This is a genomic window from Sphingomonas canadensis, assembly GCF_026013525.1.
GTDB classification, from domain to species: Bacteria; Pseudomonadota; Alphaproteobacteria; order Sphingomonadales; family Sphingomonadaceae; genus Sphingomonas; species Sphingomonas canadensis.
This window is the reverse complement of record NZ_JAPDRA010000007.1, coordinates 125,198-143,318: the sequence shown is the minus strand read 5'-3', so window position 1 is coordinate 143,318 and position 18,121 is coordinate 125,198. Positions and strand designations below refer to the sequence as shown.

Here is an 18,121-nt window from a genome sequence, read left to right as displayed (position 1 = left end):
GCCCATCATGTCCGAACCGCCTGAGTTGCGCCATTCTTCTGGAGCGAGAGGCGCTGCGTTTCTGACGGTCGGTGGAATAGCGGCTGCCTTCGGCGTGGCATCTTGCTGCGCGCTGCCCATCTTGCTCGCCACCGCCGGCCTGGGCGCCGGATGGCTCGGTGGCATTGCCTCTGCGGCAAGCCCTTATCGGACGCTCCTGCTGAGCTTGAGCGCTCTTTTCCTGATCGGCGGCGCGATCCTGCTCTGGCGGCAGCAGCGCGTGGCGATGACCTGCGGACCCGATGGCGTATGCACAGCGCCCGCCATACGCGCGATTCTCCTCATCGGTCTCTTGGTCGGCGCGACCCTCCTATACCTTGGCTATGCCTATGTCTGAGGGCACCTTCATTCCCCAATCGATCCTCACCTGTCCACTTTGCGGTGCGGTGAAGTCGGAGACGATGCCGACAAACGCTTGCCAGTTCTTCTATGATTGCACCGGCTGCGGGGCGCTCCTGCGGCCGAAGGCCGGCGATTGCTGTGTATTTTGTTCATACGGCACCGTGCCATGCCCGCCTATCCAGCTCGCCGGACCGGATGCCTCCTGTTGCACCTAACGGTCGATGACCAAACAAGCCGCCGGTTCCTCGAGGTCGGGAGCGTGATTTGGAAATGGCGCGGCTACCGCCTGCGCCCGCGCGACCTACGGCCATGCACGGAACTGATGCGATTTTGGCTTAGCTCGCCTTCGCCGTATTCACCCGCCGTTCCAGTTCAGCGATGCTCTCGGAAACGGCTTCGAAGCTGGGCGCCGGGCCGAAGATCATGCCCGACATCGCCGCATAGTCCAGCTTCAGCGCGTCATACATCTCGCCCTCGGGCATGAGCGTGAAGGTCGGCGGCACCGCGCTCGCCAGGTCGAATGCCGGGCGATTGAAGAACATGCGCGCGTGCGCGACGCAGTCCGCGCCCAGCGCGGGATCGGCGATCGCCTGCTCGCCCAGCGGCGCCTGCATCAGTTCGTGGAGGTCGTAATAGTGCCGCGAGATACGGTTGCCGCCGCCGCGCAACGCATCCTTGGATTCATACCAGTGGCGCAGGCCGTGCAGGATGACGATCTTGTCCCAGAAGGTCCGCTCGGCATCGACGACGGTGACGTTGGGGACTTCCAGATCGAGGCCCGGCGCGTCCAGCTCGAGATAGGGGCGGATCGAGCGGATCGAATTCGGGTCGAGCGCGGACTTGGCGCCGGATTCGATCTTCACGGCCTTGGGGATATAGGCGTCATAGTCGGTGGCGGTCGGATAGCGGACGAGCAGGGTCTGCTTGTCCTTGTCGTCGGGCACGATCGTCAGCTGGCCCGTGGCGATGCCGTTTCGCTCCGACGTCTCGGCTGCGATCCGCGTGAGATTGTCGAGCATGCTGCCGTTGATGAAGGCCTCGCACGCTTCGCGAATGGCATCGAGCGCCTTTTCCCGCTTCTTGCCGGTCATCCCCTGCAAATCCTCGACCGAATAGGCTTCGCCGAGATCGTCGCGAAACACCGCGCTTGCCGCGGCCCAGGCCATGGGCAGGGAACGCTGGGAGCGGTTCGTCGAAACCCTCAACCGGCGCATGGAGTTCGGGCCGCGGCTGAGGAACGAGATTTCGGAGGATGTCGATGGGACCGGTGAACGAGGCTCGGCCGATGCCGGCGAGCCGTCCGGCTGATGTGGTCCCGGATGCGACAGCGTGGCGCTTCTGCTGGCGGGTATGCTGTCGCCGGCGGCTCGGTCGCCGTCTGCCGAGGCCGGGTCCCCGGATCTCTAATCTACTTGTCGATTTCACGATCAAGCTCTTCGCGCAGCGCCCGGCCCCAATGCCTGCGCCAGGGCCGTAGTGGTGAGGGTACCGCGAGACCGAGCTGGCCGGCTCTCCCGCGAATGGCATCCTGCGTCCGCTGCATCCGCCGGGCGATCGCGGCCGGGGGTTCGCGTGCGGCGATGAGCGCGCGCAATTGCGCATCCTCGTCTTCGGACCACTGCCGGCCGCCGTTCGCGCGCGCACGCGGGGGCGTGGGCCGATCTTCTCCGCCATCGCCGGTCATCGGCGCTGCTTCCTGCCGTTACGGGCTGGTGGTTTGGCGGGCGATGGCTTCTTGCCCGCAAGCAGAGTGCGAAGCGCATCGTCGGCCTTACACATGCGGGCGTGGCTCGCTCGGCTCGGGCGGCCCCGAAACAGGAAGCCGACCATCCCCCGAAACTCGACGCGATGGTGCAGCCTGGTGCCGAGCGGATGCGGCGCCAGCTCGTAGCGTTCTACCTGCTCAAAGAAATGGCGGATCCCCATGGCCCACTCGAATGCGACATTGCGTTCAAGACGGGTGATCTTGCCCGGCGAATGCCGCTTGCGGCCGGTGCGCAGGTCGCTGGTGTACTCATAATCGATCTCCGCCCCGGCCTTGGCCTCGCCCGTCAGGCGGATGAACGGATGCCAAGTCTTGTAGCCGGGAAAGTCCGTCAGGATCCGCCAGACCTTAGCCGGCGGCGCGGCGACGGCGATCTCGTTCTCGACCGCGATCACGCGCCGCGGTCCCGATATGCCAGCAGCCGAAGCGCGTTGAACACCACCAGCAGCGTGGAACCTTCGTGCGCTGCCACCGCCGGGCCGATGCCGAGGCCCAAGATCGTCGCCGGGACGAGCAGGGCCACGACGCCGAGACTGACGAACACATTCTGGCGGATGATTGCGCGCGTGCTGCGGCTGAGGCCGACCGCGAACGGCAGGTGGGCGAGATCGTCTGCCATCAACGCCACGTCCGTGGTCTCGAGAGCCACGTCCGAGCCCGCGGCTCCCATCGCAATACCGACCGTGGCGTTGGCCATGGCGGGCGCGTCATTGACCCCGTCGCCGACCATCGCGACCTTGCCCTTGTCGCGCAGCTTGCGGATCGCATCGACCTTGTCCTCGGGCATCAGGTCGCCGATCGCTTCGTCGATCCCGACTTCGGCGGCGATGGCCTCGGCGACCTTCTGATTGTCTCCTGAGATCATGATCATCCGCGTGATGCCGAGCTTGCGGAGGCGAGCGAGGGTATCCTTGGCGGACTTGCGCGGCGTATCCATCAGGCCGATGGCGCCCAAATCCTTGTCGTCGCGTCGCACGATCATCGTGGTGCGCCCGCCCGAGCGCAGCTTCGCGATCGCGTCCGACATCTCGGCCGAGAGCGGGGCAACACCGTCGCTGCCGAACATCTCGGCCTTGCCGATCAGGATCGTCGCGCCGTCCAGTTTCGCGCGGACGCCGCGACCGGTCAGGCTCTCCAGATCGCTCGCGGTCGGAATGGCCAGATCGCCAACGCGGTCGAGCCCGTCCTCGGCGATCGCGCGCGCCAGCGGGTGATGACTCAGCCGTTCGACTGCGACGGCGATGGACAGCAGGTCCGACTGGGATACGCCGTCGACCGGGATGACGTCGGTGATGCGCGGCCGACCTTCGGTCAGCGTCCCGGTCTTGTCGAACGCGATGGCGTTCAGCGAGCCGAGATTCTCCAGTGGTCCGCCACCCTTAACCAGCACGCCGCCGCGAGCGGCCCGAGCGACGCCCGACAGGACGGCGCTCGGCGTTGCGATCGCGAGCGCGCAGGGGCTGGCGGCGACCAGCACCGCCATCGCACGGTAGAAGCTGTCGCGGAACGGCTCGTCGACTACGACCCAGGCGAACAGCAACGCGACGGTGAGCGCGAGGACCGAGGGCACGAAGATGCGCTCGAAGCGGTCGGTGAAGCGCTGGGTCGGGGAGCGTTGCGTCTCCGCCTCGCTCACCATCTTGACCACCTTGGCGAGTGCGCTGTCGCTCGACTTCCTTGTGACCTCGATCTCGATAAGGCCGCTGCCGTTTATCGTGCCGGCGAAGACCCGGTAGGCGGACTCGAGGGTTTCAGGGGCAGCGGTCGCGGCGGCGTGGTCGACGACCGGCCGCTTGTCGACCGGCATGCTCTCACCGGTGACGGGCGCCTGATTGACGCTGCTGGTGCCCTTGATGAGGAAGCCGTCGGCAGCGATCCGCTCGTCGGGCTTGACGATCACGGTGTCGCCGATCTCCAGCTCCTCTACCGGGATCTCGTTTTCCTTGCCATCCCGGCGGATCAAGGCGGTCTGCGGAGCAAGCTCGGCCAGCGCTTCGATCGCCCGCTTGGCGCGACCCATCGCGTAGTGTTCGAGCGCATGCCCGAGGCTGAACAGGAACAACAGCAGCGCGCCTTCGGCCCAGGCCCCCAGAGCTGCGGCGCCTGCCGCGGCGACCAGCATCAGCGTGTCGATCTCGAAGCGCTTCAGCTTCAGATTGTCGATCGCCTCGCGCAGCGTGAAGAAGCCGCCGAACCCGTAGGCGCCGATGAAGAAGGCGAGCGGCACCCATGCCGGCGTCGCCACAAGCTTCTCGATTCCGAAGCCGATACCGAGCAGGGCACCGCACAGCAGCGCGAAGATCAGTTCACTGTTCGGCCCGAAGATGCCGCCGTGCGAATGGTCGTGCCCGCCTTCGGCATCGCCATGGTCATGGTCATGGTCGCCATGATCGTGTTTCTCGCCGGGCTTGTGCGCATGCGCCGAACCTGGCTTCGCCTCGGCATGATCCTTTGCTGCGGAGGGCTGCTTGACGACGCGCCCCTGGCGCTCATGGATGCCAAGCTGGCCGAGAAAGCTCCGTAGCGCCTCTTCGGTGACCGCGTCGCGATCGAACTCGATCCGGATCATGCCAGCCGCGCTGGCTTCCGCCTCCAGCACGCCCTTCACGCGCATGAGCTGCTCCGAGACGCTGCGCGCTTTGCGCTGATGGCCGATGCCGTCGACATTCAAGGCCAAATGCCCAAACGCCTCGGTGAGCTTGGCGCCGGCGCCGACGACAATGTCGTTGATCCGGGCGAGCGAGAGCGTGTCCGGGTCGTAGTGAACGCATAGCTGCGCCGGAGCCTCGGGGGCTTCGCCCTTCACGACATGAACCTGCTCGATGCCGGGCCTGCCGGTGAGCTCGCCCATCAACCTTCCAACGCAAGCGTCGGCGGCGTCGGGGACCTCTGGCAGGATGACGGGAATATCCAGGCGGAGCTTGGCGCTCATAGATTCGATCCTTCCGGGTGAATTTCGTGAACGCGTGGCGTGCTCATCCGAGCGTCTCTTCGATCAGCAGGAGGGCTAGGAAACCGACGAAGAACATCGCGGTGACCAGCGGTGTGTCCTTCTTGGTGTGGGCTTCGGCGAGCAGCTCCTCGGCGACGAGGTAAAGCAGGGCCATGAGGCCGAAGCTCAGGAAGCCGACGATGATCGGGGCAGGCAGTTCGGCAACCGACAGGCCGAGCGCGGCGCCACCTGGCATGAGCAGCGCGATCGCGCCGACGATCCAGATGATCTTGGCCTTGGAGCGGATCGTCTCGCCAAGCTCGGTCGTGAGGGTGAGACCGAGGAAGAGCACTTCAAGAGTAAGGGCGATGGTGAGGAGCAGGCCGGCCTTGGTGCCGACAACGAACGCGAGGCCGAGCACAAGACCGTCGAGGGCAATATCGATTGCGATGGCGCCGAGCAGTGCCGCCGGCCCGCGAAACTGGCCTTCAAAGGCCTTGAGGCCGAGCATGGTCATCACGCCGAGCGCGCCACCGAGCAGGGTTGCGGTCGTATAGGCGCCGTGCATTACTTGCGGCACGATCTCCGTCGCCGCGGCAGCGAACACCACACCCGCGGCGAGGTGCTGCATCGCACTGACCACCCGTGGACCTGGCGGTCGAATGACCGCGACGATCGACCCGAGCAGGATCGCGAGGAGCGGAATGATGGTATAGCTCAGAACTGGCACCGGGCCCTCCTTTGCTGGTCAAATGCGCAATTGGCGGGCGAGGACGCAGCACCCGCCGATCGCGGCTCGACCGAGCCGCGCGACCGAGTGCCGCGTCCCCTCATCATGCCGCGTCCGTACCGGTCAGGAGTGCGGTGTTGCCACCCAGCACTTCGACCGCTTCGAGCGTGATCAGACCTATGCCCTGCACGTCGGAGAGCGTTGCCGCGAAGCTGCGCAGCTTTTCCTCCGCGTCGATGATCTCGATGACGACCGAGCGATCGCTTTCGAGAACATGGCGGCGGTGCTGGTGCGCCGAATGGCCGAAACCGATCAGCGCCTCCAGGATCGTCGCGCCCGCCAGATGCGCATCGCGCGCGCGACTGGCGACTACCTCGAGGACCTTGCGGTCCCCGAAATAGGCGGCTTCGTCGGTGTAGATGCGAAGGAGCCTGTGGTTCTGCATTGTCATTCTCCAATGAAAGGATGCAAGAGGTTGAGCCGGGTGGCGCTTCCTCGTGGATCCGTTCGTTTGCTGTCCGTCGGCGCCGAGCGGACGAGTTGCTCTGCTCGGAGACGGGCGCCCGCCTCCGTTGGTTCTTCAACCAATCTCCAATCCGTGCCCCGCATCCCCGGCTGGGGTTCCGGTCACAAATCGGCGTTCGGCCTCGACTTCCCACTCTCCTTGGGAGCGCGGCCCCGCATTGCGGGACCCGCTAAATGACCATCAGGACAGCCGAGATTCGTTTGACGGCCGCCCATCACGGCGCTCGTAATCGCGTTCGTCACGCAGCACCTGGTAGGCGATCGTCAGAAGCTTGCGCGCCACGGCGACCTTGGCGCGGTTCGCGCCCTTGGTCGCCTTCAGGCGCTCGTAATCGAACTTGAGGATCGGATCGGCGGCAACGGCGGGCGCGACAGCCTCGACGAAGGCCCAGCGCAGCCACTTGTTGCCGGCTTTGATGATCCGGCCGTGGAAGGTCTTGCCGCCGCTCGAATAGGTCGATGGCACCAGCCCGGCATAGGCGGCAAGCTTCGCGGCCGAGCGGAAGCGGCCGATGTCATCGATCTCGGCGGCCACGAGCCGGGCGAAGAACTCACCCAACCCTGGTATGGTCTTCAGCCGCCGGACATCGGCGTTGCCCTTGCTGAACGCCCGGATCGTCGCCTCGGCCGTACGGATGTGGCCGTTGATGTCGTCGATGAAGGCGATCGACCTATCGATCTGAATGCGGTCGATCTCCGACACGCTCAGCACCGCCAGATGCGCTCGGCCGGCCTTGCCGAACAGGTCCGTCACCTCGCGCAGCGCCCGGGTCTGTTCCGGGTAGCGGTCGAAGATCGTCACGACCCGGTTCTTCACCATCGTTCGCAGGCGGACGTAAAACATCCGCTCGCGCAAAGCCTGGCGCAGCGTGCGGGCCGCTTCGCCGGGCACATAGGCTACGGGCACCAGGTCGGCGCGCAGCAGATGGGCAAGGATGGTCGCGTCGATCTTGTCGGTCTTGATCTTCGCTTCCGCGATCGCCTTCACCTTGGCCGGATGCGCGAGCACGACATCGTCGCACAGCTCGTCGAGCCAGTCGTACATCACCGTCCAGTTGCGGGTCGCCTCCATCACCGCATGGCTGTTCTCGAGATAGGGCGACAGAAAGCCGGCAAGCGACCGTGGATCGTTCTTCACTCGCCCGCTGCGCAGCGTCTGGCCCGCACCGTCCTGGACGACGAGATGGGTATAGGCTTTGTGATAGTCGACGCCGACGTGATAGTCGTAGGGCATGAAAACACCTCCGTGACCGGCGACGGGCACCAAGCCCATCGACCGGCCGCCAACGACCCACGGATGCTTGTGCGCGGCAACCAACATCAGCCCGCGCCTCCCGTCCCGTCATTGGCTTCGACCGCTTTCATGCCGTCTCCTTGCTCTACGGGTTGGGTGTTGCCCTGCGCCGCCACGCGCTCCTCACGCCGCGCCGCCAGGCGTTCGCCCCAACCGAGGACGACCTTGGAAATCGCAGGGAGGACGAGCAGCGTCAGGATGGTCGCCGCAATGAGGCCGCCGATGACGACGGTCGCCAGCGGCTTTTGCACCTCGGCGCCGGTGCCGTGGGCCAGCGCCATCGGCACGAAGCCGATTGCCGGCACGAATCCCGTCATCACCACCGCACGCATCTTCTCGGTGGTGCCCTCGATGATCGCCCGGCTGAGCTCCACGCCGGCATCGAGCCGCTCGCGGATCGCCGTCATGACGACGAGACCGTTGAGCACCGCGACGCCCGCAAGGCAGATGAACCCGACCGCGGCGGATACCGAGAAGGCGATCCCGGTCATTGCGAGGGTGAACACGCCACCGGCGAGGCCTAACGGCACCGCGAGGAACACCGCGGCCGCCCGCGAGAGTCCGCCAAGCGCCATGTAGAGCAGGCCGAAGATCACCGCGAAGCAGAGCGGCACGACGATCGACAGGCGCTGCGACGCCGCCTGCAGGTTCTGGAACTGCCCACCCCATTCGAGATAGGAGCCCGCCGGAAGCGCCACCTTGTCGACCGCGGCCTGGGCCTCGGCGACGAACGAACCCACGTCGCGACCACGCACATTGGCCTGGATGACGACGCGGCGTTTCCCGTTCTCGCGGCTGATCTGGTTCAGCCCTTCGCTGAACCGGAACTGCGCCACGCGCGACAGCGGCACGGACTCGCGCTTGCCGCTCACTTCGTTGGGAAGCAGGACCGGCAGGTTGGCGAGCGCGTCGAGGCTCTGGCGCGTCGTATCGGGCACGCGGACGGTGATCTCGAAGCGCCGGTCGCCCTCGAACACCAGTCCCGCTTCGCGCCCGCCCATCGCGGCGGCGACCGTATCGGCGACCTCCTCGACGGTGAGCCCGAACCGGGCGATCGCCGCGCGGTCGAAATTGACCTCCAGCGTCGGCGAGCCGCTCGTCTGCTCGGCCTTCACGTCGGCCGCGCCCGGGATGGTCTGGAGCGCAGCGACGATCCGTGTCGCGGTAGCGCCCATCTTGTCGAGATCGTCGCCATAGAGCTTGATCGCGACATCGCCGCGGACACCGGCGATCAGCTCGTTGAAGCGCAGCTGGATCGGCTGGCTGACTTCATAGACCTGGCCGAGCTTGGCGCCCGATACCTTCTCGATGCGGGCCAGGACATCGGCCTTGGTGTTGACGCCGGCGGGCCATTCCTCTTGTGGCTTCAGGATGACGAAGCCGTCCGAAATGTTGGGCGGCATCGGGTCGGTTGCGACTTCGGCGGTACCCGTCTTCGAGAACATCAGCTCGACTTCGGGCAGGCTCGATACCGCCTGCTCGACACCCCGCTGCATCATCAGCGATTGTTCAAGGGCGACCGAGGGAACGCGCGTCGAGGCCAGCGCCACATTCTTCTCGTCGAGCTGGGGAATGAACTCCTGCCCGAGGAAGCCGAACACGAAGATCGATGCAGCGAAGAACGCGAACCCTGCGCCGATGAACGGCCAGGGCTTGGCGACGGCCCGCTCGAGGAGTGGGATATAGCGCGTCTTCGACTTGGCGATCAGCCAGACTTCCTTCTCGGCGACCTTGCCGCGGATCAGCAGCGCGACGAGCGCCGGGACCAGCGTGAGCGCGAGGATGAAGGCAGCAACGAGCGCCAGCATGATGGTGATGGCCATCGGCGAGAAGGTCTTGCCCTCTACCCCGGTGAACATCAGCAGAGGCGCGAAGGCGAGGAGGATGATGGCCTGACCGAACACAGTCGGCTTTATCATCTCCTGGCTGGCCCGCATCGTCTCTTCGAGGCGTTCCCGAAGTGTCAGCAACCTGCCTTCATGTTCCTGTCGATGCGCCAGCCTGAACAGACAGTTCTCGATGATGATGACGGCGCCGTCGACGATTAGGCCGAAATCCAATGCGCCTAGGCTCATCAGGTTTCCGGGGACCCGGAAGGCGTTCATGCCCATCGCCATCATCAGGAAGGAGAAGGGGATGACGAGCACGGCGATCAGCGCGGCGCGCCAGTTGCCGAGGAGCAGGAACAGGGCCGCAGCGACGAGGATAGCGCCTTCGGCCAGGTTGCGCTGGACGGTCGAGACGGTCGCGTTGACGAGCTTCGAGCGGTCGAGAACCGGCGTGACCTTGATGCCGGGCGGAAGCGATTTCGCGATGCTATCGAGACGGTCGCGGACCGCGCCGGCAACGGTACGGCTGTTCTCGCCGATCAGCATCAGCGCGGTGCCGATCACCGCCTCATGGCCGTTCATGCTGGCCGCGCCGGTCCGGAGTTCGCCACCGATCCGGACGTTGGCGACGTCCTTGATGGCGACGGGGATGCCACCGCGCGTCGCGACGATGGCATCGGTGATCTCGTCGAGATCGCGGATACGGGCGTCGGCGCGGACGAGGAACGCCTCGCCGCCGCGGTTGAAGTAGTTGGCGCCGACCGCGAGGTTCGCGGCTTCCAGGGCCTTGGCCAGCTCGGAGAAGGAGATGCCGTAGTTCGACAGCTTCACCGGATCGGGCTCAACGACATATTGCTTGGCGTAGCCACCGATCGAGTCGATGCCGGCAACGCCCTGCACGGTGCGCAGCTGGGGTCGGATGATCCAGTCCTGCACGGTCCTGAGGTACGCGGCGCGCGAAACGTCATCGGCCAGCCTGTCGCCCTCAGGGGTGAGGAAGCTGCCATCGCGCTGCCAGCCGGGCTGGCCGTCCTTGATGGTCGCGCCCTTGCCGCCGGGATTGGCGAAGTCGACCGAATACATCAGCACTTCGCCAAGGCCGGTGGTGACCGGCCCGATCTGCGGCTGCACGCCATCCGGGAGTGAATCCCGGGCCTGGGTCAAGCGCTCGCTCACCTGCTGGCGGGCGAAGTAGAGGTCGGTCTGGTCGGTGAAGATCGCGGTGACCTGGCTGAACCCGTTGCGTGAGAGCGACCGGGTCGTCTCGAGGCCGGGAATGCCGGCCAGTGCGGTCTCGATGGGGAAGGTGACGCGTTTCTCGATTTCGATCGGCGAGAGGCCGCGTTCGACGGTATTGATCTGGACTTGTCGATTGGTGATGTCGGGGACGGCGTCGATCGGCAGCTTGGTGAGCTGCCAGACACCGATGCCGGCGACGGCTAGGAAGAGCAGAAGCACTGCCCAGCGCGCGCGGACGGATAGTCCGATTAGACTTGCGATCATGGGTTCGTTCCCAATGGCGGGTCGACCGCGTCGGCACAGGCGACGCAGGACGCGATGATGTACGGAGCGGCGTGGTCGAGGCCGGCAGCCGGCCGGGCGCTATGCCCGGCTGCTGTCGCTCGGGGCGCTGTCGCCAGTGTCATTCCTCTTCACCGGCGCCCTTTCCGAGCTCCGCCTTGAGCAGGAACGCCTGGCGCGTCGCGATCGTCTGGCCGTTCGACAGGCCGCTCAGGATCTCGACCCGGCCCGCGCTGCGGCGGCCGAGCGATACCGGAACTGCCTTGAAGCCGGCGGCAGTGCGAACGAACACGACGTCGCGGCCCTCGACCGATTGAACGGCTTCCTCGGGCACGACGATCGCCGTCGAGCTTTCGCCGCGGCTCGGCTTCAGCCGGACGCGGACCGCGAGACCGGGCTGAAGCTCCCCACCATCGACGTCGAGCACCGCAGTCGCGGCGCGGGTCTCGCCGTTCAGCGTCGGGGTCACCGCGCGGACGCGCGCGTTGACTGTGCGACCGTTCGGCATTTCCACGACTGCACTATCACCCGGTGCGATGCGGGCTGCATCGACCGAGCCCACGGACGCTTCGACCTGGACCAATCGCGGATCGGCGACACGGAACAGTTCCGCCTCCGGCTGGACGAACGCACCCAGCGTCACGGTGGCAACCGTGACCCGGCCGGAGATCGGGCTCGTGACGATCACGCCGCGACCATCGCTGGTGACACGGGCCGCGCCAGCGGAAACCTGGGCGCGACGCACCTCGGCCTGTGCCGCGGCATAGTCCGCCTCGGCACGTTCGAGATCCACCCGCGCCGAAACGCGCTGCCGCACCAGATACCGCTCGCGTTCGAGATTCTTGCGGGCCAGCTCGGCTCGGGCATTGGCAACCGTCCGCTCGGAAGCGAGCTGCGCCGCATCACGGCTCTCGACGATCGCGAGCGGTTCGCCCGCACGGACGCTGTCGCCGAGGCGCTTGAAGACGCGGATGACCGCGCCGCCCGCCCTGGCGGTTACCACCGCTTCGCCGTTTGGCGATGCAGTGACCGTGCCCTGTGCGACGACCTCGGCGCCGAGGCCACCAGCGTTGACGGTTTCGGTCTCGATGCCTGCCGACTTGATCGCCTCGGCGGTCATGGTGACGCTGTCGGGCGCCGCTTCCGCCTTGGCAGGTTCGGCCTTGGGAGCCTCTTGGGTAACCGGCGCGGACGGCGCCGTCAGGCGGGCAACCGAGAAGCCGCCGACAGCGGCGACGAGCACGGCCGCGCTCACGCCGCCGAGGAGGCGCTTGTCATTGAAGTTCATTGCGTGTCTCCGGAAATCGAAGGAGCCGGCGTCGTCAGGCGCGCCAGGCGGGCTTCGGCATCATGATAGGCGGCGAGCGCATCGATCTGGGCGATGCGTGTCTGGAGGAGGGTGCGTTCGGCATCGATCAGGATCAGCTGGTCGAACTTGCCCTGACCGTAGCCAACCCGGGCGATCCGGGCGGATTCGATCGCCGCTTCGAGCGCGGGGCCCGAAGCGCGAACCGCAGCCGCTGCATTGTCGCGGTCGGCGATGGCGTCGGCGATCTGCGTATCGACATCGAGGCGCACGCCACGCCGCCTCGCATCCGCCTGGCCGCGCTCGGCATTCGCCTGTGCGACGCTTGCCGTTCCCCTGTTGAAGAAAGGTAATGGCACCGAGACGCCGAACACCATCGCCTGACTGTTGCTGCTCTCGATGCGGCGGGTGCCGGCGCTGAGCGTCAGGTCGGGCATGCGTTGGCTCTGCGCTAGCCGGACATTGGCGTCGGCGATCGAATAGTCCGATGTCGCCACCGCATAGGCGAGCGTGCCTTCGATATTGATCGCCGCCGTCGGTCCAAAGGTGCCGGTACGGTCGAACCATGGCTGGTCTAGGTCGCCGGTGATCGGCTGGCCGATCAGGCGTTCCAGATTGCTCCGGGTGACCGCGACATTGCGCTCAGCCCGCTCAACCTCGGTGCGCGCGTTGACGAGTTGCACTTGGGCGCGCTGCTCATCGATCGGTGAGGTCGCGCCGACCATGACCCGATCCGCAGCGACCCGCAGCGCTTCTTCGGCGATACGAAGCTGCTCACGGGCGACCGTCAGGCGGCGCTCGGCGGCGACCGCGACGATATAGAGCTGCGTGACGCGCAGCCGCAGATCCGCCGACACGACCGCTGTTTCGAGACGAGCCCGATCGATGCGGGCATTGGCGACACCGACACGGGCGCCGCGCTTGCCACCCAGTTCGAGCGGAAGGGAGAAGCCGACCGTCGTTTCGGACTCGCCGATGCCCCCATAGGGGCCGGTTCCGGCGACATTCTCCACTTCGACCGAGACGCTCGGATTTGGGCGGAGACGTGCGACATTGCGGCCTTGCTCGGCTGCGCTGACACCGGCTTCGGCGGCTTCGACATTGGGGGACGACACGCCCGCGAGCGTGAGCGCTTGATCGAGTGTGGTGACCTCACGCGCCTCTACGGGCGGTGCGGTCTGCGCCTGCGCAACACTTGCGCAGGACGCCGCGGCGAGAAGCGCCGCGATGAGACGAGACATAATTGGGATTCTCCCTGACGTTCGCAAAATCCCCGCGCATCAGGCGCAGGGGGACGGCGAAGTCAGGCGATCGGAGGCCGCAGGTTGCGGTTGGGCGTGAAGGCGACCGGAGGCGCGCTCGGCGCAATGCCGGCCTTCATCATCGTGCGCACGAACGGCATGGCGATCGGCTGGGTAACCGGAACGCCCAGTTCGTGGCTGTGATTGACGTTGTGGTGATGCGGCGTTGCCTTGTCGCTGTCGCCGGGCACCTCATCCGCGTCGCCGGGGGTATGGCCCGCGGCGTCGCCATCGACGATCGTAATGCAGCCAACGGTTTCCGCCGCATAGGCCGTCGATGCCTGGAATCCCGACCACAGGGTCAGGACCAGCATCAGGCTTGCGATCGAGGCCAGCAGTTTGCGCATTGGGCCGCGCTGTAGCCGAACGCGAGAGGGTGCGGAAGACCTTTTCGGCACGATATTAGCTGGTCACAATCATTTTATTGCGATCCGAAAGTTGATTCGGGCCAAGGCGGAACATGTTATTTCATCACCAAGGATCAAGTCGGGATTGTTTGAGGTTTTACTTGATGATCTGCGGGATTACGTAGCTCTATACTTGCCTGACGCAGGATCTGTGCGCCGCCCCATAGCCCGAGAGTTGCCATTACCATTGCGACTGCAAGATCGGGCCATTGCGACCCGGTGCCGAATACGCCCACTGCCGCTGCCAGGACCGCGAGATTGCCGATCGCGTCGTTGCGCGAGCAAATCCACACCGACCGCATGTTCGCGTCACCCGAGCGGTATCGATACAGCATCAGTGCCACGCCGCCATTGGCCACCAGGGCGATCGCGCCGACGATCCCCATCGTCTCCGCGCGCGGCACGCCGTCACCCAGCGCGGCAACGATCGACGTGACCAGAACATAGGCACCGAACGCGAAGATGGTCGCGCCCTTCACGACCGCTGCGCGCGAGCGCCAGCGCAGCGCCATGCCGGCCACGCCAAGGCTGATGGCGTAATTCGCGCTGTCGCCAAGAAAGTCGAGCGCATCCGCCTGAAGCGCGCGCGAGCCCGACGCGATGCCCGCGACGATTTCTCCAAGGAACATCGTCAGATTGACGGCGAGCGCGATCCACAGGACCGTCCGCCATCTCTTGTCGGCTCGGGGGTCGGTCGCCTCGGAGGCGCAGCTGCTGCAAACCATGTCGTTCACCTCGACGGGAGCGGTACGGCGGCCCATATGGACCTTGAAGTCACTAGAGGGTCAAGGCGCGAAATCGTGAAAATCGGTGAACTCGCCCGCGCGACGGGCACCAAGGTCGAGACGATACGGTTCTACGAGAAGATCGGCCTGCTGCCGGCGCCCGAGCGGACCGAAGGCAATTATCGCGACTATTCGCATCCTCACCTGGCGCGCCTGTCGTTCGTGCGGCGCGCGCGGGACCTCGGCTTCACGCTGGACCAAGTCCGCGCCTTGCTCACCTTGGCGGACGACCGGGACCAGCCGTGCAGCGCGGTCGATATCGTCGCGCGCGAGCATCTGTCGCAGATCGACCGGAAGATCGCCGACCTGCAATCGCTCCGGCGCGAACTCGACGGCATTATCAGCCAGTGCGGCCACGGCGCCATTTCCGAGTGCCGCATCATCGAGGCGCTCGGTCCCTCGACCGCAACCCACTGATCGTCACTTGGCTCCGGCTAAGCGGCAACCTTCCTGGCCTCGCTGCCCTCCGCATTTCCACGGCCGTTCCACCAAAAGCCGATGACGAGAATCGCCACAGCGATCGCCTGTGCCAGCACGGTTTGCATTGTCGGAAAAAGCCCCAGGACTTCGATGCGCGGGACCCAGGCCCAAGGCTGGACGCCGATGATCCCGGCTTCCTGCAGGCCCGCCACGCCCTTGCCTGCAAGCACTACCGTCAGGACCGCGATCAGGATCGCGCTCCAGGCGAAGAACTTTGTGATCCGCAGGCGAGTGCTGAACCGCAGCATCGCCCAGGCGATCAGGGCAAGGAGCCCGACCGCGGCACCGGCGCCGGCGAGTAGCGCGCCGCCATTCCCTTCGGCCCAAAGCGCCGCATAGAAGAGGATCGTCTCGAACACCTCGCGGTACACGACGACGAAGGCGAGGATGAACAGGAACCAGCCCGAACGGCGGGAAAGCGCGTTCGTCATCTTCTCCTTGATGTATCGCTGCCAGGACTCCGCATTGCTCTTGGCGTGCATCCAGATTCCGACGGTCAGCAGGACGATCGCGGCGAACAGCGAACCGAACCCTTCGGTCAACTCGCGCGAGGCGCCGCTGATGGAGATCAGGTAGGTCGCGGCGATCCAGGTCAGGACGCCCGCGGCCAACGCGGCGATCCAGCCGCCATTGACGAATCCGACCATCTCGGACCGCTCGGTCTTGCGCAGGAATGCGATCATCGCGACGACGATGAGCAAGGCTTCGAGGCCTTCGCGAAGCAGTACGCCGAACGCACCGAAGAAGGTCGACGCGGCACTGGCGCGATCCGGCGAGAGCGCAGCTTCGGCCTCGCCGAACAGGATGGCGAGCTGCTTGTTGGACGCCTCGACCTCGGCCAGCGGCCTGCCGGCGCTGATCGCCGCGCGCAGGTCGCCCATCGCTCCTTCGATCCGCGCCATCAGGGCGGCGTCGCGCGCGCGCAGGATCGGCTCGACCGGTTCGAACCCGTCGAGATAAGCGGAAAGCGCAAGGTTGGAGGCCGCTTTCCGGTCGCCGGCAGCATAGGCCTTGAGGCTCGCGGCGAGGCGTTCGCGGGTCAGGCTGAGCGACCCTGTCGGCGCCGCAGCGATCGCTTCGGGATGGCGGCGAAGATAAGCCGTGACCGCGTCGCCCTTGCCCGGACCGAGATCGGCGGCGAGCGACGCCGGGGTTGCGCCGATAAAGGCGGCAAGATTGGGATAGCGCGCACGAATTGCCGCATCGTCGCGCCATATCGATTCGCCCTGGGCGGCCTGCGGCTGGGGAAAGGCAAAGCCGCCGACATAGAATGCCAAGGCCCAGCGATCGTCGCTCGGCAGAGAATCGAAGCTTACCATCGCGGTACCGTCGAGGCCCTGGGTGATGACCTGATACAGGCCGAACAGGCTGCGCTGGCGCGCCCGCGTCCCGTCCGTGAACGCGATTGGAGGTGGATTCAGCTTGGCGGCGTTCGGCCCGTGGCCATCCCCGGCAGCGCCGTGACAGGAGGAGCAATTCTGAGCATAGAGCGCCGCGCCTCGGTCGAGGTTTGGCATCGATGTCGGTGCCAGGGGGACCGGATAGGCGGCAAGCAGCGCCGCGGCGAGAGATCTCGCTTGCAATGCAACGGTGGATGGCTCGGCTTTCGCGGCAACCGAAGCGCGCAGCTGGTTTGCGCTGCGGATCAAGCCTGCCTTCGCCGGCTTGTCCGGAAGCTGTCCCAGCCGCGAGACGATCTGGCCCGCGAACTCGTTCATCTCGGCAAATTCTGACGTGCTGACGACGCGCCCGCCGCTGACCGCGCCGCCATAGTCGACGGCGACATAGTCGAGGAGCCGCCAAGTGGTCTGCACGTCCGCGTCCTTCGCCCATACCGGCCCCGCACAGAGCAACGTGAGGACGGTTACGAAGGCAAGCCAAGCCCGACGCGCTGCAGTCGAGTAGGTGCGATGGGTCGGGACAGCCGCGGTCAAGGCCATGGGAATACTCTAGTTAAGAATGCTTCGCGTTATCGACCCTCGACCCGCTACAGGGTCAAGCAATTTTATTGGTGATTCGGGAGGCTGTGCTGCTCACCCTCGACGACGCGGAGACCCGGCAGAAATTGATATGGCGGGCCGCCGAGCGTTTCTAAACCTTCGCTAGACCACGACGACTGCAAGTTGCTGTTGCGTCTGCCGATTTTCCTCACTCCTTAGTCAGCCCTGTCGCCGGAGCAACCTCGCCCCGGCCCGAAGCCAGGGTCCCCAACAGTGACTGCAGCCCCATCCCGATCCGAAGCCTCGCGCCGAGGTGCGCGCATGCTGCGGACGGCGCTTGGCACTGCAATCGCCGTCTGGCTCGACGACCCCGAAATCGTCGAGGTCATGCTCAATCCGGATGGGCGGCTCTGGGTCGATCGCCTCGGCACCGGGCTCGCCGACACGGGAGAAATGGTCTCGGCCGCCGATGGCGAGCGGATCATCCGGCTGGTCGCACACCATGTCGGCAGCGAGGTCCATGGCCGCTCCCCGCGTGTTTCGGCCGAACTTCCAGAAACCGGCGAACGCTTCGAAGGCCTGCTCCCGCCGGTGGTAACCGCGCCGGCCTTTGCCATCCGCAAGCCCGCAGTCGCGGTCTTCACCCTCGATGACTATGTGGCCACCGGCATCATCTCACCCGGGCAATGCGCGTCGCTTCGCGCCAGCGTCGTCGGCCGCGAAAATATCCTGGTCGCGGGCGGCACCGGCACCGGCAAGACCACGCTCACCAACGCCCTGCTCGCCGAGATCTCCGGCACCAGCGACCGCATCGTTCTGATCGAGGACACGCGCGAGCTGCAATGCACCGCGCCCAACCTGGTGGCGATGCGAACCAAGGAAGGGGTCGCGACACTGTCCGACCTGGTGCGCTCGTCGTTGCGCT

The 18,121-nt window shown here is 66.0% G+C and carries 17 protein-coding genes; 4 read left to right on the top strand and 13 right to left on the bottom strand.

What is annotated here, in order from left to right; translation table 11 throughout:
- Positions 1 to 7: 7 nt before the first annotated feature.
- A complete protein-coding gene (locus OM513_RS14495) occupies positions 8 to 376 on the top strand; it encodes a mercuric transporter MerT family protein (protein WP_264945214.1) in 369 nt (122 codons plus the stop codon).
- Positions 369 to 596, top strand: coding sequence for a GDCCVxC domain-containing (seleno)protein (locus OM513_RS20780; RefSeq protein WP_319951619.1), 228 nt, complete (start codon positions 369 to 371; stop codon positions 594 to 596). The genes OM513_RS14495 and OM513_RS20780 overlap by 8 nt, the downstream gene beginning before the upstream one ends.
- 120 nt (positions 597 to 716) lie before the next feature.
- Here the strand turns inward: OM513_RS20780 and OM513_RS14490 are convergent, their stop codons facing one another.
- The 12 genes from OM513_RS14490 to OM513_RS14435 all read right to left on the bottom strand — a co-directional run bounded on the left by OM513_RS14490 (position 717) and on the right by OM513_RS14435 (position 14,716).
- Entirely contained in the window at positions 717 to 1,547 is an 831-nt protein-coding gene (locus OM513_RS14490; RefSeq protein ID WP_264945212.1) for a nucleotidyl transferase AbiEii/AbiGii toxin family protein, read from the bottom strand.
- 242 nt (positions 1,548 to 1,789) lie between these two features.
- On the bottom strand, positions 1,790 to 2,065 hold the full coding sequence (locus tag OM513_RS14485) for a hypothetical protein (protein WP_264945211.1): 276 nt from the start codon (positions 2,063 to 2,065) through the stop codon (positions 1,790 to 1,792).
- On the bottom strand, positions 2,062 to 2,541 hold the full coding sequence (locus OM513_RS14480; protein ID WP_264945210.1) for an SRPBCC family protein: 480 nt from the start codon (positions 2,539 to 2,541) through the stop codon (positions 2,062 to 2,064). Before OM513_RS14480 ends, OM513_RS14485 begins: the two co-directional genes overlap by 4 nt.
- Positions 2,538 to 5,078, bottom strand: a complete 2,541-nt coding sequence (locus OM513_RS14475) for a heavy metal translocating P-type ATPase (protein ID WP_264945209.1) — start codon at positions 5,076 to 5,078, stop codon at positions 2,538 to 2,540. The genes OM513_RS14480 and OM513_RS14475 overlap by 4 nt, the downstream gene beginning before the upstream one ends.
- A 43-nt stretch (positions 5,079 to 5,121) precedes the next feature.
- Positions 5,122 to 5,808, bottom strand: a complete 687-nt coding sequence (locus OM513_RS14470) for a ZIP family metal transporter (protein WP_264945208.1) — start codon at positions 5,806 to 5,808, stop codon at positions 5,122 to 5,124.
- A gap of 103 nt (positions 5,809 to 5,911) precedes the next feature.
- Entirely contained in the window at positions 5,912 to 6,259 is a 348-nt protein-coding gene (locus OM513_RS14465; protein WP_264945207.1) for a DUF190 domain-containing protein, read from the bottom strand.
- 255 nt (positions 6,260 to 6,514) lie between these two features.
- Positions 6,515 to 7,654 (bottom strand): IS110 family RNA-guided transposase, encoded by a 1,140-nt coding sequence (locus OM513_RS14460; RefSeq protein ID WP_264945206.1) that lies wholly within the window; start codon positions 7,652 to 7,654, stop codon positions 6,515 to 6,517.
- Complete coding sequence (locus tag OM513_RS14455; RefSeq protein WP_264945204.1) at positions 7,654 to 10,959, bottom strand: efflux RND transporter permease subunit; 3,306 nt, start codon at positions 10,957 to 10,959, stop codon at positions 7,654 to 7,656. The genes OM513_RS14460 and OM513_RS14455 overlap by 1 nt, the downstream gene beginning before the upstream one ends.
- A gap of 139 nt (positions 10,960 to 11,098) precedes the next feature.
- On the bottom strand, positions 11,099 to 12,265 hold the full coding sequence (locus OM513_RS14450) for an efflux RND transporter periplasmic adaptor subunit (protein WP_264945203.1): 1,167 nt from the start codon (positions 12,263 to 12,265) through the stop codon (positions 11,099 to 11,101).
- Positions 12,262 to 13,524 (bottom strand): TolC family protein, encoded by a 1,263-nt coding sequence (locus tag OM513_RS14445; RefSeq protein ID WP_264945201.1) that lies wholly within the window; start codon positions 13,522 to 13,524, stop codon positions 12,262 to 12,264. Before OM513_RS14445 ends, OM513_RS14450 begins: the two co-directional genes overlap by 4 nt.
- A 62-nt stretch (positions 13,525 to 13,586) precedes the next feature.
- Positions 13,587 to 13,931 (bottom strand): hypothetical protein, encoded by a 345-nt coding sequence (locus OM513_RS14440; protein ID WP_264945200.1) that lies wholly within the window; start codon positions 13,929 to 13,931, stop codon positions 13,587 to 13,589.
- A gap of 134 nt (positions 13,932 to 14,065) precedes the next feature.
- A complete protein-coding gene (locus tag OM513_RS14435; protein WP_264945321.1) occupies positions 14,066 to 14,716 on the bottom strand; it encodes a cation transporter in 651 nt (216 codons plus the stop codon).
- A 75-nt stretch (positions 14,717 to 14,791) separates the two neighbouring features.
- Between OM513_RS14435 and OM513_RS14430 the strand changes: the two genes are divergently transcribed.
- Positions 14,792 to 15,193, top strand: coding sequence for a MerR family transcriptional regulator (locus OM513_RS14430; RefSeq protein ID WP_452653677.1), 402 nt, complete (start codon positions 14,792 to 14,794; stop codon positions 15,191 to 15,193).
- Positions 15,194 to 15,210: 17 nt separating this feature from the next.
- On the opposite strand, the gene OM513_RS14425 is transcribed toward OM513_RS14430, so the two are convergent.
- Positions 15,211 to 17,196, bottom strand: coding sequence for an FTR1 family protein (locus tag OM513_RS14425; RefSeq protein ID WP_264945197.1), 1,986 nt, complete (start codon positions 17,194 to 17,196; stop codon positions 15,211 to 15,213).
- Positions 17,197 to 17,517: 321 nt separating this feature from the next.
- Here OM513_RS14425 and OM513_RS14420 point away from each other — a divergent pair.
- On the top strand, positions 17,518 to 18,121 hold a 604-nt coding region (locus tag OM513_RS14420; protein WP_264945196.1), incomplete at its 3' end, for an ATPase, T2SS/T4P/T4SS family.

Excerpts from the sequence above, each read along its gene's own strand:
- OM513_RS14440 (WP_264945200.1), bottom strand. The coding sequence starts at position 13,931 with ATGCGCAAACTGCTGGCCTCGATCGCAAGCCTGATGCTGGTCCTGACC.
- OM513_RS14435 (WP_264945321.1), bottom strand. The coding sequence starts at position 14,716 with ATGGTTTGCAGCAGCTGCGCCTCCGAGGCGACCGACCCCCGAGCCGAC.
- OM513_RS14465 (WP_264945207.1), bottom strand. The coding sequence starts at position 6,259 with ATGACAATGCAGAACCACAGGCTCCTTCGCATCTACACCGACGAAGCC.
- OM513_RS14445 (WP_264945201.1), bottom strand. The coding sequence starts at position 13,524 with ATGTCTCGTCTCATCGCGGCGCTTCTCGCCGCGGCGTCCTGCGCAAGT.
- OM513_RS14490 (WP_264945212.1), bottom strand. The coding sequence starts at position 1,547 with ATGGCCTGGGCCGCGGCAAGCGCGGTGTTTCGCGACGATCTCGGCGAA.
- OM513_RS20780 (WP_319951619.1), top strand. The coding sequence starts at position 369 with ATGTCTGAGGGCACCTTCATTCCCCAATCGATCCTCACCTGTCCACTT.
- OM513_RS14495 (WP_264945214.1), top strand. The coding sequence starts at position 8 with ATGTCCGAACCGCCTGAGTTGCGCCATTCTTCTGGAGCGAGAGGCGCT.
- OM513_RS14455 (WP_264945204.1), bottom strand. The coding sequence starts at position 10,959 with ATGATCGCAAGTCTAATCGGACTATCCGTCCGCGCGCGCTGGGCAGTG.
- OM513_RS14450 (WP_264945203.1), bottom strand. The coding sequence starts at position 12,265 with ATGAACTTCAATGACAAGCGCCTCCTCGGCGGCGTGAGCGCGGCCGTG.
- OM513_RS14485 (WP_264945211.1), bottom strand. The coding sequence starts at position 2,065 with ATGACCGGCGATGGCGGAGAAGATCGGCCCACGCCCCCGCGTGCGCGC.
- OM513_RS14475 (WP_264945209.1), bottom strand. The coding sequence starts at position 5,078 with ATGAGCGCCAAGCTCCGCCTGGATATTCCCGTCATCCTGCCAGAGGTC.
- OM513_RS14425 (WP_264945197.1), bottom strand. The coding sequence starts at position 17,196 with ATGGCCTTGACCGCGGCTGTCCCGACCCATCGCACCTACTCGACTGCA.
- OM513_RS14460 (WP_264945206.1), bottom strand. The coding sequence starts at position 7,654 with ATGTTGGTTGCCGCGCACAAGCATCCGTGGGTCGTTGGCGGCCGGTCG.